Origin of the sequence: Pseudomonas sp. BN606, from assembly GCF_029873115.1 — a bacterium.
Classification (GTDB): Bacteria; Pseudomonadota; Gammaproteobacteria; order Pseudomonadales; family Pseudomonadaceae; genus Metapseudomonas.
In genome coordinates this window covers 206,612-221,732 of sequence record NZ_SSOF01000074.1, presented here as the reverse complement: position 1 = coordinate 221,732, position 15,121 = coordinate 206,612, and the positions used below count along the sequence as shown (strand labels likewise).

The 15,121-nt window shown below is 62.3% G+C and carries 12 protein-coding genes; 11 read left to right on the top strand and 1 reads right to left on the bottom strand.

Translation table 11 applies throughout. The annotated features are described in order from the left end of the window. Positions 1–2: 2 nt before the first annotated feature. The 10 genes from mraY (at position 3) to lpxC (ending at position 11,509) form a co-directional block, all read left to right on the top strand. Positions 3–1,085, top strand: a complete 1,083-nt coding sequence (mraY, locus tag E8E75_RS16675; RefSeq protein WP_153922265.1) for a phospho-N-acetylmuramoyl-pentapeptide-transferase — start codon at positions 3–5, stop codon at positions 1,083–1,085. A gap of 6 nt (positions 1,086–1,091) precedes the next feature. After that, complete coding sequence (gene murD / locus E8E75_RS16670) at positions 1,092–2,438, top strand: UDP-N-acetylmuramoyl-L-alanine--D-glutamate ligase (RefSeq protein ID WP_120652862.1); 1,347 nt, start codon at positions 1,092–1,094, stop codon at positions 2,436–2,438. Continuing rightward, a complete protein-coding gene (gene ftsW / locus E8E75_RS16665) occupies positions 2,438–3,646 on the top strand; it encodes a putative lipid II flippase FtsW (RefSeq protein WP_120652861.1) in 1,209 nt (402 codons plus the stop codon). Before murD ends, ftsW begins: the two co-directional genes overlap by 1 nt. Continuing rightward, positions 3,643–4,713, top strand: coding sequence for an undecaprenyldiphospho-muramoylpentapeptide beta-N-acetylglucosaminyltransferase (gene murG / locus E8E75_RS16660; RefSeq protein WP_120652860.1), 1,071 nt, complete (start codon positions 3,643–3,645; stop codon positions 4,711–4,713). The genes ftsW and murG overlap by 4 nt, the downstream gene beginning before the upstream one ends. Then, positions 4,706–6,166, top strand: a complete 1,461-nt coding sequence (gene murC, locus E8E75_RS16655) for a UDP-N-acetylmuramate--L-alanine ligase (protein ID WP_153922267.1) — start codon at positions 4,706–4,708, stop codon at positions 6,164–6,166. The genes murG and murC overlap by 8 nt, the downstream gene beginning before the upstream one ends. Next, positions 6,163–7,110: a D-alanine--D-alanine ligase gene (locus E8E75_RS16650; RefSeq protein WP_120652858.1), complete on the top strand. Its 948-nt coding sequence runs from the start codon at positions 6,163–6,165 to the stop codon at positions 7,108–7,110. Before murC ends, E8E75_RS16650 begins: the two co-directional genes overlap by 4 nt. A 4-nt stretch (positions 7,111–7,114) precedes the next feature. Further along, complete coding sequence (locus tag E8E75_RS16645) at positions 7,115–7,978, top strand: cell division protein FtsQ/DivIB (RefSeq protein WP_120652857.1); 864 nt, start codon at positions 7,115–7,117, stop codon at positions 7,976–7,978. A 21-nt stretch (positions 7,979–7,999) separates the two neighbouring features. After that, on the top strand, positions 8,000–9,250 hold the full coding sequence (gene ftsA, locus E8E75_RS16640; protein WP_120652856.1) for a cell division protein FtsA: 1,251 nt from the start codon (positions 8,000–8,002) through the stop codon (positions 9,248–9,250). Positions 9,251–9,297: 47 nt separating this feature from the next. Beyond that, complete coding sequence (gene ftsZ, locus E8E75_RS16635; RefSeq protein WP_153922270.1) at positions 9,298–10,485, top strand: cell division protein FtsZ; 1,188 nt, start codon at positions 9,298–9,300, stop codon at positions 10,483–10,485. A gap of 112 nt (positions 10,486–10,597) precedes the next feature. Further along, entirely contained in the window at positions 10,598–11,509 is a 912-nt protein-coding gene (lpxC, locus tag E8E75_RS16630) for a UDP-3-O-acyl-N-acetylglucosamine deacetylase (RefSeq protein WP_028628442.1), read from the top strand. Positions 11,510–11,581: 72 nt separating this feature from the next. Here the strand turns inward: lpxC and E8E75_RS16625 are convergent, their stop codons facing one another. Further along, positions 11,582–12,037: a DciA family protein gene (locus E8E75_RS16625; protein ID WP_120652854.1), complete on the bottom strand. Its 456-nt coding sequence runs from the start codon at positions 12,035–12,037 to the stop codon at positions 11,582–11,584. Positions 12,038–12,318: 281 nt separating this feature from the next. Between E8E75_RS16625 and secA the strand changes: the two genes are divergently transcribed. Beyond that, entirely contained in the window at positions 12,319–15,060 is a 2,742-nt protein-coding gene (gene secA / locus E8E75_RS16620) for a preprotein translocase subunit SecA (RefSeq protein WP_153922274.1), read from the top strand. Positions 15,061–15,121: the final 61 nt, after the last annotated feature.

The window sequence follows — 15,121 nt, the reverse complement described above, 5'->3', positions numbered from 1 at the left end:
TCATGCTGCTGCTGCTCGCTGAGTACCTGCAACAGTTCTACAAAGGGTTTGGTGTATTCCAATACCTGACCCTGCGCGGGATTCTCGGCGTCCTGACAGCGCTGTCGCTGTCACTCTGGCTCGGTCCCTGGATGATCCGCACCCTGCAGATCCGCCAGATCGGTCAGGCCGTGCGTAACGACGGCCCGCAATCGCACCTGTCGAAATCCGGCACGCCAACCATGGGGGGTGCGCTGATTCTGACTGCCATCGCTATCAGCACTCTGCTCTGGGCTGACCTGTCCAACCGCTATGTCTGGGTAGTGCTTGCCGTGACCCTGGCCTTCGGCGCCATCGGTTGGGTGGATGACTATCGCAAAGTGATCGAGAAGAACTCCCGCGGCCTGCCTAGCCGCTGGAAGTATTTCTGGCAGTCGGTGTTCGGCATCGCCGCGGCGATCTTCCTTTATATGACCGCGAGCACTCCGGCCGAGACCACTCTGATCCTGCCGCTGGTGAAGAACATCGAGATCCCTCTGGGGATCGGATTCGTGGTGCTGACCTACTTCGTGATCGTGGGCTCCAGCAATGCGGTGAACCTGACCGACGGCCTTGATGGCCTGGCCATAATGCCCACCGTCATGGTCGGCGGCGCGCTGGGGATCTTCTGCTACCTGTCGGGCAACATCAAATTTGCCGAATACCTGCTGATTCCTTACGTGCCGGGCTCGGGCGAGCTGATCGTGTTCTGTGCTGCCCTGGTCGGCGCTGGTCTCGGCTTCCTCTGGTTCAACACCTACCCGGCCCAGGTCTTCATGGGTGACGTGGGCGCCCTGGCTTTGGGGGCGGCGCTGGGAACCATTGCTGTGATCGTGCGCCAGGAAGTGGTGCTGTTCATCATGGGGGGCGTGTTCGTCATGGAGACGCTGTCGGTAATGATCCAGGTCGCCTCGTTCAAGCTGACCGGTCGTCGTGTATTCCGCATGGCCCCTATCCATCACCACTTCGAGCTGAAAGGCTGGCCCGAACCGCGGGTCATCGTACGGTTCTGGATCATCACCGTGATCCTGGTCCTGGTTGGCCTTGCCACCCTGAAACTGAGGTAACCGAGAGTGACGTTGATCGCTTCCGACCAGTTCCGCATCGTTGTCGGCCTCGGCAAGAGCGGCATGTCCCTGGTGCGCTTCCTGGCGCGCCAGGGCGTTCCGTTTGCCGTGGCTGATACGCGCGCGAATCCGCCGGAACTGGCGACGCTGCGGAGTCAGTTCCCGCAGGTGGAAGTGCGCTGTGGCGAACTCGACCCGGACTTCCTCAGTCGCGCCAGCGAGCTCTACGTGAGCCCCGGCCTCGCCGTGGCAACGCCAGCGCTGCAGGAGGCTGCAAGCCGTGGCACCAAACTGTCCGGTGATATCGAGCTGTTCACTCGCAATGCCAAGGCGCCGATCGTCGCCATTACCGGTTCGAACGCCAAGAGCACCGTCACGACGCTGGTGGGCGACATGGCCAGGGCGGCGGGCAAGCGCGTTGCCGTCGGCGGAAACCTGGGCACGCCGGCGCTGGACCTGCTGAATGATGACGTTGAGCTCTACGTGCTCGAGCTGTCCAGCTTCCAACTGGAAACCACGGATCGCCTGAACGCCGAGGTGGCGACGGTGCTGAATGTCAGCGAAGACCATATGGATCGCTATGCCGACATGCAGTCCTACCACCTGGCCAAGCACCGCATCTTCCGTGGCGCGCGCCAGATTGTGGTCAATCGCGGAGATGCCTTGTCTCGGCCACTGGTAGCCGACCAGTTGCCCTGCTGGTCTTTTGGGCTGAACAAGCCTGACTTCAAATCCTTCGGCCTTATCGAAGAAGACGGCGAGAAGTACCTGGCCTATCAATTCGACAAGTTGATGTCGGTGCGCGAACTGAAGGTACGCGGTGCCCACAACCAGTCCAACGCACTGGCTGCGCTTGCCCTGGGGCACGCAGTGGGATTGCCGTTCGAGCCCATGCTGGACACCCTGAGGACCTTCCCCGGTCTGGCTCACCGTTGCCAGTGGGTACGCGAGCTGCGTGGCGTGTCCTACTACGACGACTCGAAGGCCACCAACGTCGGTGCGGCCCTCGCGGCAATCGAAGGCCTTGGGGCTGACATTGGTGGCAAGCTGGTGCTGATCGCCGGTGGCGATGGCAAGGGCGCTGACTTCTCAGGCCTCAAGGCACCGGTGGCGCGCTTCTGTCGCGCCGTTGTGCTGCTGGGGCGTGACGCCGAGCTGATCGCGGATGCTTTGGGTGATTCCGTGCCGCTGGTACGGGTCAAGACCCTGGATGAGGCTGTACAGCGCTGCTCTGAGCTGGCCGAAGCTGGAGATGCGGTATTGCTGTCGCCGGCCTGTGCCAGCCTCGACATGTTCAAAAACTTCGAAGAACGCGGGCGCCTCTTCGCCCAGGCCGCGGAGGGACTTGCCTGATGCTGGCCCGTCTGCTCGCCGCCCCGTCACCGCTGCGCAGCCGCCGCGGAATCGACATCGACTTTCCGCTGTTGGCCGGTTGCCTGTCGCTGCTTGGCCTGGGCCTGGTGATGATCACTTCGGCCTCGTCGGAAGTTGCCGCGGCGCAATCCGGTAACCCGCTTTACCACATGATTCGCCATCTGATTTATCTGTCGATTGGTCTTGGCGCTGGTCTGATAACCCTGCAGATTCCCATGGCCTTCTGGCAGCGTCACGGCGCCCGGCTGATGCTGGCAGCCATCATCCTGCTGGTGTTGGTGCTGCTGCCGGGCATCGGTCGCGAGATCAACGGCGCCAAGCGCTGGATCGGTTTCGGCCTGTTCAACCTTCAGCCTTCCGAGTTGGCCAAGCTGTTTACCGTGATGTTCATCGCTGGCTACATGGTGCGCCGCCAGGATGAAGTGCGTGAGAAGCTGACCGGCTTCATCAAACCGATGCTGGTGCTGGGCCCGATTGCCGTGCTGTTGCTGGCCGAGCCGGACTTCGGCGCCACCGTGGTGCTGGTTGGCTCTTGTATCGCCATGCTCTTCCTTGGCGGTATCAACCTGGTGCGCTTCATCCCCCTTGCCGGCGCGGTGCTCGCCGCCGGCGTACTGGTCATGACCAGTCAGAGCTACCGGATGCAGCGCCTGACCAACTTTGTCGATCCCTGGGCCGACCAGTACGGTGCCGGCTATCAGTTGAGCCAGGCGTTGATCGCCTTCGGCCGAGGCGAATGGTTCGGCGTAGGCCTGGGTAACAGCATCCAGAAGCAGTTCTACCTGCCTGAGGCCCATACCGATTTCGTATTCGCCGTGCTTGCTGAAGAGTTGGGGATGATAGGTGCCCTGGCAACTGTCGGCCTGTTCGTCTTCGTCAGCGTCCGGGCCCTCTACATCGGTCTATGGGCCGAGAAATCGCGTCAGTATTTCTCCGCCTACGTGGCCTACGGCCTGGCCTTCCTCTGGATCGGCCAGGTACTGATCAACATCGGCGTGAACGTCGGTCTGCTGCCGACCAAGGGCCTGACCTTGCCATTCCTCAGCTATGGCGGCAGCTCCCTGGTGATCTGCTGCGTCAGCCTGGCCTTGTTGCTGCGTATCGAGTGGGAACGCCGTACCCATCTGGGTAATGAGGAAGTGGAATTCGTCGAAAGTGATTTCTTCGATGAGGAGGTGCGCCCATGAGCGGCATCGTGCTGATCATGGCCGGCGGCACCGGCGGCCACGTATTCCCAGCCCTGGCCTGCGCCCGCGAGTTCCAGGCGCGCGGCTTCAAGGTGCATTGGCTCGGTACGCCGAAGGGGATCGAGAACGAGTTAGTACCCCAGGCTGGCCTGCCCCTGCATCTCATTCAGGTGAGTGGTTTGCGTGGCAAGGGGCTGAAGTCCCTGCTCAAAGCGCCGTTCGAGTTGCTGAAGTCGCTGTTCCAGGCACGCCGCATCGTGCGTGAGCTGAAACCTGTATGCGTTCTGGGTATGGGGGGGTATGTCACTGGGCCCGGCGGGCTGGCAGCACGCTTGTCCGGCGTGCCGTTGATCATCCACGAGCAGAATGCCGTGGCGGGAACCGCCAACCGCAGTCTGGCGCCTCTCGCCAGCCGCGTATGCGAGGCCTTCCCCGATACCTTTGGGCAAAGCGACAAACGGCGCACCACCGGCAACCCGGTGCGCGAGGAGCTGTTCCTGGAAACGCCGCGTGATGCCCTGACTGGCCGCAAGCCGCGCCTGTTGGTGCTGGGCGGCAGTCTGGGCGCCGAGCCCCTGAACAAATTGCTGCCGGAAGCGCTGGCCAATATCCCTGCGGACCTGCGTCCGGAGGTATTCCACCAGGCTGGGCGCAAGCATGACGAGATCACCGCGGAGCGTTATCGCGAAGCCGCGGTCGAAGCGGAGGTCGCCCCCTTCATCAAGGACATGGCACGTGCCTATGCCTGGGCCGATCTGGTCATCTGCCGCGCAGGTGCCCTAACCGTGAGCGAATTGGCCGCCGCCGGGTTGCCGTCGTTCCTGGTGCCACTGCCCCATGCGATCGACGACCACCAGTCGCGCAACGCCGAATATCTGGCGAAGGAGGGCGCAGCTGTCCTTCTTCCGCAACATTCCACTGACGCGGCCAAGCTGGCCGCTCAGCTGACCGAGGTCCTGATGCAGCCCGAGAAACTAAAGGCCATGGGCGCTACCGCCCGCCGTCTGGCCAAGCCTGCCGCCACCCATACCGTGGTCGATATCTGCCTGGAGGTGGCCCATGGTTGAGAGCCAGAAAGCCATGCCCCAGCCGGAAATGCGCCGCATCCGCCGGATCCATTTCGTCGGCATCGGCGGTGTCGGCATGTGCGGGATCGCAGAAGTGCTACTGAACCTGGGATACCGGGTTTCGGGTTCCGACCTTAAGGCTTCGGCGGTTACCGAGCGCCTGGAGAAGTTCGGCGCCCAGATCTTCATCGGCCACCGCGCCGAGAACGCTGAACATGCGGATGTGCTGGTGGTGTCCAGCGCTGTGAACAAATCCAACCCCGAGGTTGCGGTTGCCCTGGAACGCCGCATCCCAGTGGTGCCGCGCGCCGAGATGTTGGCCGAGCTGATGCGCTACCGCCACGGCATCGCCGTCGCCGGTACCCACGGCAAGACCACCACTACCAGCCTGATTGCATCGGTGTTCGCTGCCGGAGGCCTTGATCCGACCTTCGTCATCGGTGGCCGGCTGAACGCTGCCGGCACCAATGCCCAGCTTGGCACCAGCCGCTACCTCGTCGCCGAGGCGGATGAGAGCGACGCGAGCTTCCTGCACCTGCAGCCGATGGTGGCCGTGGTCACCAATATCGACGCAGACCACATGAGTACCTACGAGGGGGACTTCAATCGACTGAAGAAGACCTTCGTCGAGTTCCTCCACAACCTGCCGTTCTATGGGCTGGCCGTGCTTTGCGTGGACGACCCGGTAGTGCGCGAGATCCTGCCCCAGGTAGCACGTCCAACCGTGACCTACGGCTTTGCCGAAGACGCGGACGTGCGGGCCATCAATGTTCGCCAGGAAGGCATGCGCACCTGGTTCACTGTCCTGCGCAAGGACCGCGAGCCGCTGGACGTCTCCGTGAATATGCCGGGCAACCACAACGTCCTGAACTCCCTGGCGACCATTGCCATTGCCACCGACGAAGGCATCAGCGACGACGCCATCGTCCAGGGCCTTTCCGGCTTCCAGGGTGTGGGCCGGCGCTTCCAGGTCTACGGCGAGCTGGAAATCGAAGGCGGCAGTGTGATGCTGGTGGATGACTACGGCCACCATCCGCGCGAAGTGGCTGCGGTGGTCAAGGCTGTCCGCGGCGGCTGGCCGGAGCGTCGCCTGGTGATGGTCTATCAGCCTCACCGCTATAGCCGTACCCGCGATCTCTACGACGATTTCGTGCAGGTGCTCGGCGAGGCCAACGTACTGCTGCTGATGGAGGTCTACCCGGCCGGCGAAGAGCCTATCCCCGGTGCTGACAGCCGTCAGCTCTGCCACAGCATCCGTCAGCGCGGCCAACTGGACCCGATCTACATCGAGCGCGGCGTCGATCTGGCGCCCCTGGTCAAGCCGCTGCTGCGTCCCAGCGACATCCTGCTCTGCCAGGGCGCCGGCGATATCGGCGCGTTGGCGCCGCAACTGATTCAGAACCCGCTGTTTGGTGGCCAAGCTGACGACGCCACCAAGAGGAAGACGAAATGAGCGCGCAATTGAAATCCAACCTCGAACCGGCTGCGTTCGGCCGGGTCGCTGTGCTCTACGGCGGCAAGAGTGCAGAGCGCGAGGTGTCGCTCAAGTCTGGCGCCATGGTGCTGCAGGCCTTGCAGGCCGCGGGCGTGGACGCCTTTGGCATCGATGTGGGTGATGACTTGCTGCAGCGCTTGCAGGCGGAAAAGATCGACCGTGCCTTCATCATCCTGCACGGCCGGGGCGGTGAAGACGGCAGCATGCAGGGCCTGCTGGAGTGCCTGGACATTCCGTATACCGGCAGCGGCATCCTTGCTTCCGCCCTGGCGATGGACAAGCTCCGCACTAAGCAGTTGTGGATCAGCCTGGGCCTGCCGACGCCGCGTCATGCCGTGCTCGCCAGCGAGCAGGACTGCCGCCAGGCCGCTGCAGACTTGGGTTTCCCACTGATCGTCAAGCCGGCCCACGAAGGCTCCAGCATCGGCATGGCGAAGGTCGAGAACGTCGAGGCGCTCATCGAAGCTTGGCGTGCGGCCGGGACCTATGACCCGCAAGTCCTGGTGGAACAGTGGATCCACGGTCCGGAATTCACTGTCGCCTGGCTACGCGGCGAGGTGCTGCCGCCCATCCGTCTTGGCACCCCGCACACCTTCTATGACTACGACGCCAAGTACCTGGCCAGTGACACCCGTTACCAGATCCCTTGTGGCCTGGACGCGGAAAAGGAAGAGGAACTGAAGCAGCTCACCGCGCGCGCCTGCGAGACCCTCGGAATCCAGGGTTGGGCCCGCGCAGACGTGATGCAGGACGCCGAAGGGCGCTTCTGGCTTCTCGAAGTCAATACCGCACCGGGCATGACCGATCACAGCCTGGTGCCAATGGCCGCACGCGCCGCGGGTATGGATTTCCAGCAACTGGTGCTGGCGATCCTGTCCGACAGCGTCGAGGCAAGGGGCTGATCCCATGCGTAATGCCACTATCCGCCGTCAGGAACCCGTAATCGGCCGCGCCGCTCCGTCGCGAAAGCCGATGCCGCGTGGCGCCAGTCGGATGGTGGCCAAGGAGCCGCTGACTCAGCGGCTGCCCAAGCCCAGCTTCGGTTTCCTGCGCAAGCTGATGTGGCCGGTGATGCTGGCGGTGCTCGGATTCGGTGCCTACGAAGCGGCCCAGCGCCTGCTTCCTTACGCCGACCGCCCCATCGCCAAGGTCAATGTGCAGGGCGATTTGAGCTACATCAGCCAACAAGCTGTGCAGCAACGCATCGCACCGTACATCGCGGCGAGTTTCTTCAGCATCGACCTGGCGGGAATGCGCCGTGAGCTGGAGCAGATGCCGTGGATCGCCCACGCGGAGGTACGCCGGGTTTGGCCGGACCAGGTAATGGTTCGACTGGAAGAGCAACTGCCCATTGCCCGTTGGGGCGACGAGGCACTCCTGAACAACCAGGGGCAGGCTTTCACCCCGCGCGAGCTGGCCCATTACGAACAGTTGCCACAGCTCTGGGGCCCGCAGCGGGCGCAGGAGCAAGTGATGCAGCAGTACCAGATGCTCAGCCAGATGCTGCGCCCGCTCGGCTTTTCGATAGTTCGGCTGGAGCTGCGTGAGCGCGGCAGCTGGTTCCTGTCCACCGGCCAGGGCGTCGAATTGCTACTAGGGCGGGATCACCTGGTAGAGAAAATGCGGCGATTCATCTCGATCTACGAGAAAACGCTGAAAGAACAGATTGCGAACATCGAGCGCGTCGACCTGCGATATCCCAACGGCCTGGCTGTGGCCTGGCGGACGCAGGTCGAGGCCCCCGCGGCGACCACGGTCGCCGTGCAGTGAATTAGAGAGAAGGTTAGACACATGGCAAGCGTACAGAGCGGCAAGATGATCGTCGGCCTGGACATTGGCACCTCCAAGGTGGTGGCGCTGGTGGGCGAGGTCGCAGCTGACGGCCAACTGGAAATCGTCGGTATCGGCACCCATCCGTCGCGCGGCCTGAAGAAGGGCGTGGTGGTGAACATCGAGTCCACCGTGCAATCCATCCAGCGTGCGGTGGAAGAGGCTCAGTTGATGGCGGGTTGCCGAATTCACTCGGCATTCGTCGGCATTGCCGGCAATCACATCCGCAGCCTGAACTCCCACGGCATCGTCGCCATTCGCGACCGAGAAGTGAGCGGCGCCGATATCGAGCGCGTGCTGGACGCCGCACAGGCGGTGGCGATCCCTGCCGACCAGCGTGTACTGCACACTCTGGCCCAGGATTACGTGATCGATAACCAGGAAGGTGTACGTGAGCCTCTGGGCATGTCCGGTGTGCGCCTGGAGGCCAAGGTGCACGTGGTGACTTGTGCGGTGAATGCGGCGCAGAACATCGAGAAGTGCGTGCGCCGCTGCGGTCTCGAAGTCGACGACATCATCCTGGAGCAGTTGGCTTCGGCCTACTCGGTCATCACCGATGACGAGAAAGAGCTGGGCGTGTGCCTGGTGGATATTGGCGGCGGCACCACCGACATCGCCATCTTCACCGAGGGCGCTATTCGGCACACCGCGGTGATCCCGATCGCCGGTGACCAGGTGACCAACGACATCGCCATGGCTCTGCGTACGCCGACCCAGTACGCCGAAGAGATCAAGATTCGCTACGCCTGCGCCCTGGCCAAGCTGGCCGGTGCTGGAGAAACCATCAAGGTGCCCAGCGTTGGCGACCGTCCTCCGCGCGAACTGTCGCGCCAAGCCCTGGCCGAAGTGGTCGAGCCCCGTTACGACGAGCTGTTCACCCTGATTCAGGCGGAACTGCGACGCAGCGGTTACGAGGACCTGATCCCGGCGGGCATCGTTCTCACTGGCGGCACGGCCAAGATGGAAGGTGCGGTGGAACTGGCCGAAGAGATTTTCCACATGCCGGTGCGCCTGGGCGTGCCGCATAGCGTGAAGGGGCTCGCCGATGTCGTGCGCAACCCCATCTATTCCACGGGCGTGGGCCTGCTGATGTACGGATTGCGCAAGCAATCCGACGGCATGCCTGCCTCCACTGGCAGCTACGGCTATGCCGAAGAGGCCAAGGCTCCTGTACTGGAACGGCTCAAGCGCTGGGTTCAGGGCAATTTTTAAACGCGGTACGCAGTAGGCGAAAAACTAAAAAAGGAAGGAGAGGGGATATGTTCGAACTCGTAGATAACGTTCCGCAAACAGCGGTCATCAAGGTTATCGGCGTCGGTGGTGGCGGTGGTAACGCCGTGAACCACATGTCGAAGAGCAACATCGAAGGCGTCGAGTTCATCTGCGCCAACACTGATGCCCAGGCACTGAAGAACATCGGTGCGCGCACGGTGCTGCAACTCGGCCCAGGCGTGACCAAGGGCCTGGGTGCCGGCGCCAACCCGGAAGTCGGCCGTCAGGCTGCCATCGAAGACCGTGAGCGCATTGCCGAAGTGCTGCAAGGCGCCGACATGGTCTTCATCACCACTGGCATGGGCGGCGGTACCGGTACCGGTGCAGCGCCGATCATTGCCGAAGTGGCCAAGGAAATGGGCATCCTCACCGTTGCGGTGGTGACCCGTCCGTTCCCGTTCGAAGGTCGCAAGCGCATGCAGATCGCCGACGAGGGCATTCGCTCCCTGGCGGAAAGCGTCGACTCGCTGATCACCATCCCCAACGAGAAGCTGCTGACCATCCTCGGCAAGGACGCCAGCCTGCTGGCTGCTTTCGCCAAGGCTGACGATGTACTCGCCGGCGCGGTGCGCGGCATCTCCGACATCATCAAACGTCCTGGCATGATCAACGTCGACTTCGCCGACGTTAAGACCGTGATGGGCGAAATGGGGATGGCGATGATGGGTACCGGCTGCGCCAGCGGTCCGAATCGTGCTCGCGAGGCCACCGAAGCCGCTATTCGCAACCCGCTGCTCGACGATGTAAACCTGCAGGGCGCCCGCGGCATCCTGGTGAACATCACCGCGGGTCCGGACCTGTCCCTGGGCGAGTACTCCGATGTGGGTAACATCATCGAGCAGTTTGCTTCCGAGCACGCCACCGTCAAGGTGGGCACCGTGATCGATCCGGACATGCGCGACGAGCTGCACGTAACCGTAGTGGCCACTGGCCTGGGTGCGCGCATCGAGAAGCCGGTCAAGGTTGTCGACAACACCGTTCAGGCAGCCACTGTGGCCAGCACCACTGTAGCCGCTCGTCCGGAGCAGTCGTCCGTCAACTACCGCGACCTGGATCGCCCGACCGTGATGCGCAACCAGGCTCACGCCGGCGCTGCCACCGCGGCCAAGCTCAACACTCAGGATGACCTGGATTACCTGGACATCCCGGCATTCCTGCGTCGCCAGGCTGATTGATGATTTGTATCAGGAGCATTAGGGTGATTGGTGTTCAGCAAAGGGCGGTTCTGCTATTATCGCCGCCCATTGTTGAAAACAGTTCGCAACTTGCGCACAAGCGGCCAATGCCATGATCAGACAACGCACTCTCAAGAACATTATCCGTGCCACTGGCGTGGGGCTGCATTCCGGGGAAAAGGTCTACCTGACCCTCAAGCCCGCTCCGGTGGACACTGGCATAGTGTTCCGCCGTACCGACCTCGATCCCGTGGTGGATATCCCTGCACGCGCCGAGAATGTCGGTGAGACCACCATGTCGACCACACTGATCAACGGTGAGGTCAAGGTGGACACCGTGGAGCACCTGCTTTCGGCCATGGCTGGCCTGGGCATCGACAACGCCTACGTCGAACTCTCCGCGTCGGAAGTGCCGATCATGGACGGCAGCGCTGGTCCCTTCGTCTTCCTGATTCAATCCGCCGGCCTGCAGGAGCAGGACGCGCCGAAGAAGTTCATCCGTATCCTGCGTGAAGTGACCGTGGAGGAGGGCGACAAGCGCGCCACCTTCGTTCCCTTCGATGGTTTCAAGGTGAGCTTCGAGATCGATTTCGATCATCCGGTGTTCCGCAACCGCACCCAAAGTGCGAGCGTGGATTTCTCCAGCACCTCGTTCGTCAAGGAGGTCAGCCGTGCGCGGACCTTCGGCTTCATGCGCGACATCGAGTTCCTGCGTTCGCAGAACCTGGCACTCGGCGGCAGCGTCGAGAACGCCATCGTGGTAGATGAGAACCAGGTGCTCAACGAAGACGGCCTGCGTTACGAGGACGAGTTCGTCAAGCACAAGATTCTCGATGCGATTGGTGACCTCTACCTGCTCGGAAACAGCCTGATCGGCGAGTTCCGTGGCTTCAAGTCGGGCCACGCGCTGAACAACCGCTTACTGCGCCAGCTCATTGAGCAGAAGGACGCCTGGGAAGTGGTGACCTTCGAGGATGCCAGGACTGCACCTATCTCCTATATGCGACCGGTAGCAGCCGTTTAAGCAATACCCTCTTTCCTGACTTCAAAGGCCACCTTCGAGTGGCCTTTTTTTATCCTTTCTATTCGGGAATGCTCACTCTTTTGGTTTTCCGTGGCGCGCCAGGCGCTCCAGTGCTTCCCGCAGGCGTGGGTCCGTGACGGTCTCCGCCGTGGCTTGCAGGCTTTCTGCGGCTGTGGAAGACAGGCGGCCCTCGGTCACCGGCGTACTGCTGGGTGCGAAGCTTGGTTGTACCTTGAATACGATCCGTTCCAGACCTGCGAAAGCCTCGAATCCCTTTAGTTGCCGCAGCAGGCGAGTTTGCTGATAGCGCAGCCTGGTGGCCCAGTGCCCGTCAGTGACGATCAGCAGCAGGCGTCCCTCGCGCCAGGCGGCCACGTGGCAGTGGTCGCGGGCGGCCGGTTGCAACTGGCTGGCGAGCAGCTGTTGTAGTTGCTCGATGCGCTGGGCTTCGTTGAATAGTGCTCGCAGAGGTTTTTGCTCCCGCAGCAGTGCGGCAGGGGAGCGGGCGGGCAGAGGACGAAACGCCATGGCGGGCTGCTTGAATGAAGGGAGGTTCGCCCATATTAACAGAGGGTGCCTTGTCCTCGGTGGTCATGCGTGGTTCGGCTGTCCAGGCGGTCAACTCATCTGTGCATTCGTGGCGAGGCCCCCGCCGGGGACTATGGAAGCCCTCCTACGGAGACCGGGAAGTGCTCCCGCTTTCCTCGGCAACGATTCCGGGTAGAATGCCCCCTTCGCAAGCAGCCATGGCGGCTGCGCGGGCGACTACAGGCCGCCCTCCATCCTAATGTGTGGAAGATCCTCTCTATATGTTTGCGCCATTGTTGAAGAAACTCTTTGGAAGCAAGAACGAACGCGAAGTGAAGCGCATGGCCAAGGCTGTGCTGGCTATCAACGCGTTCGAAGAGCAGATGGTGGCCCTGTCCGACGACCAGCTGCGTGCCAAGACCGAAGAGTTCAAGGCGCGTCTGGCCAAGGGCGAGACCCTCGACCAGTTGCTGCCGGAAGCCTTCGCCGTGGCGCGTGAGGCCGGCAAGCGCGTCATGGGCATGCGCCACTTTGACGTTCAGCTGATCGGTGGCATGACCCTGCACGAAGGCAAGATCGCCGAGATGCGTACCGGTGAGGGCAAGACCCTGGTAGGGACCCTGGCCGTGTATCTGAACGCGCTGTCCGGCAAAGGCGTGCACGTGGTTACAGTGAACGATTACCTGGCCCGCCGCGACGCCAACTGGATGCGTCCGTTGTATGAGTTCCTCGGCCTGTCCGTCGGCGTTGTCACGCCCTTCCAGCCGCCGGAAGAAAAGCGAGCCGCTTACGCCGCTGACATCACCTACGGCACCAACAACGAATTCGGTTTCGACTACCTGCGCGACAACATGGCGTTCAGCCTGGACGACAAGTTCCAGCGCGAGCTGAACTTCTCCGTGATCGACGAAGTGGACTCCATCCTCATCGACGAAGCGAGGACCCCGCTGATCATCTCCGGCCAGGCCGAAGACAGCTCCAAGCTCTATATCCAGATCAACAAGCTGATCCCGCGCCTCAAGCAGCACATCGAAGAGGTGGAGGGGCAGGTCACTCAGGAAGGCCACTACTCGGTCGACGAGAAGACCCGTCAGGTCGAGCTCAACGAGATGGGCCACCAGTTCATCGAGGAAATGCTCACCCAGGCCGGCCTGCTCGCCGAGGGTGAGAGCCTCTACTCGGCGCACAACCTCAGCCTGCTGACTCACGTCTACGCCGGACTGCGTGCACACACGCTGTTCCACCGCAACATCGAGTACATCGTGCAGAACGACCAGGTGCTGCTGATCGACGAGCACACCGGCCGTACCATGCCTGGCCGTCGCCTGTCCGAGGGCCTGCACCAGGCCATCGAAGCCAAGGAAAACCTGCCGATCCAGGCAGAGAGCCAGACCCTGGCCTCCACGACCTTCCAGAACTACTTCCGCCTCTACAAGAAGCTGTCCGGCATGACCGGTACTGCCGATACCGAGGCCTTCGAGTTCCGCCAGATCTACGGTCTGGACGTGATCGTCATCCCGACCCACCGTCCTGTCGCCCGTAAGGACTTCAACGACCTCGTCTACCTGACCCAGGAAGAGAAGTTCGGCGCCATCATCACCGACATCAAGGACTGCCAGGCAAGCGGTCGTCCTGTGCTGGTGGGTACCGCTTCGATCGAGAGTTCCGAGTACGTATCCCAGTTGCTGATCAAGGCTGGCATCGAGCACAAGGTGCTCAACGCCAAGTACCACGAGAAGGAAGCCGAGATCATCGCCCAGGCGGGCCGTCCCGGCGCCGTGACCATCGCCACCAACATGGCCGGTCGGGGTACCGACATCCTCCTCGGTGGCAACTGGGAGGCCGAAGTCGCCACCTTGGAAAACCCGACTGACGAGCAGGTCTCGCAGATCAAGGCTGAATGGCAGAAGCGTCATCAGCAGGTAATCGAGGCAGGCGGCTTGCACGTGGTTGCGTCCGAGCGCCACGAATCCCGCCGTATCGACAACCAGCTGCGCGGCCGTGCCGGTCGCCAGGGTGACCCGGGCTCCAGCCGCTTCTACCTGTCGCTGGAAGACAACCTGATGCGCATCTTCGCCTCCGACCGGGTGAAGAACTTCATGAAGGCCCTGGGCATGCAGTCCGGCGAGGCCATCGAACACCGCATGGTGACCAACGCGATCGAGAAGGCCCAGCGCAAGGTCGAAGGCCGTAACTTCGATATCCGCAAACAACTCCTCGAATACGACGATGTGGCCAACGAGCAGCGCAAGGTGATCTACCACATGCGCAACAGCCTGTTGGCTGCCGAGGACATCGGCGACACCATCAAGGAATTCCGCGAAGAAGTGCTGAACAGCACCATCGACGCCCATATCCCGCCGCAGTCGATGCCGGAGCAATGGGACATTTCCGGCCTGGAAGCCGCGCTGTACAGCGATTTCGGCCTCAAGCTGCCGGTACAACAGTGGCTCGACGAAGACGACAAACTGTACGAAGAGACCCTTCGCGAGAAGATCCTCGTGCAGTTGCTGGCGGCCTACAACGAGAAGGAAGATCTCGCCGGCGCCGAAGCCCTGCGCGTTTTCGAGAAGCAGATGCTGCTGCGCGTGCTGGACGACCTGTGGAAAGACCACCTGTCCACCATGGACCACCTGCGCCACGGTATTCACCTGCGCGGCTATGCGCAGAAGAACCCGAAGCAGGAGTACAAGCGCGAGTCCTTCACCCTGTTCCAGGACCTGCTCGATTCCATCAAGCGCGACACTATCCGTGTCCTCTCGCACGTCCAGGTCCGCCGCGAGGATCCGGCCGAGGAAGAGGCGCGCCTGCGCCGCGAAGCCGAAGAAATGGCCCGTCGCATGCAGTTCCAGCACGCCGCTGCTCCGAGCATCGAAGAGCCGGAGTTGGCCGACGAGCAGGGTGATGTGGCCGTTGCTACCGCAGCCGCTCCGGTTCGCACTGAGCCCAAGGTTGGCCGCAACGAACCCTGCCCTTGTGGTTCCGGCAAGAAATACAAGCACTGCCACGGTCAAATTGACTAAGGCCTTGCTGTAGTTACAACGCCGCGACCGGCCCTGCCGCTCGCGGCGTTTTTCCTGATAT

What these genes read in the sequence shown, in the direction of transcription:
- ftsA (WP_120652856.1), top strand. Translation starts at nt 8,000, where the DNA reads ATGGCAAGCGTACAGAGCGGCAAGATGATCGTCGGCCTGGACATTGGC.
- secA (WP_153922274.1), top strand. Translation starts at nt 12,319, where the DNA reads ATGTTTGCGCCATTGTTGAAGAAACTCTTTGGAAGCAAGAACGAACGC.
- E8E75_RS16625 (WP_120652854.1), bottom strand. Translation starts at nt 12,037, where the DNA reads ATGGCGTTTCGTCCTCTGCCCGCCCGCTCCCCTGCCGCACTGCTGCGG.
- ftsZ (WP_153922270.1), top strand. Translation starts at nt 9,298, where the DNA reads ATGTTCGAACTCGTAGATAACGTTCCGCAAACAGCGGTCATCAAGGTT.
- murC (WP_153922267.1), top strand. Translation starts at nt 4,706, where the DNA reads ATGGTTGAGAGCCAGAAAGCCATGCCCCAGCCGGAAATGCGCCGCATC.
- mraY (WP_153922265.1), top strand. Translation starts at nt 3, where the DNA reads ATGCTGCTGCTGCTCGCTGAGTACCTGCAACAGTTCTACAAAGGGTTT.
- lpxC (WP_028628442.1), top strand. Translation starts at nt 10,598, where the DNA reads ATGATCAGACAACGCACTCTCAAGAACATTATCCGTGCCACTGGCGTG.
- E8E75_RS16645 (WP_120652857.1), top strand. Translation starts at nt 7,115, where the DNA reads ATGCGTAATGCCACTATCCGCCGTCAGGAACCCGTAATCGGCCGCGCC.
- ftsW (WP_120652861.1), top strand. Translation starts at nt 2,438, where the DNA reads ATGCTGGCCCGTCTGCTCGCCGCCCCGTCACCGCTGCGCAGCCGCCGC.
- murG (WP_120652860.1), top strand. Translation starts at nt 3,643, where the DNA reads ATGAGCGGCATCGTGCTGATCATGGCCGGCGGCACCGGCGGCCACGTA.
- E8E75_RS16650 (WP_120652858.1), top strand. Translation starts at nt 6,163, where the DNA reads ATGAGCGCGCAATTGAAATCCAACCTCGAACCGGCTGCGTTCGGCCGG.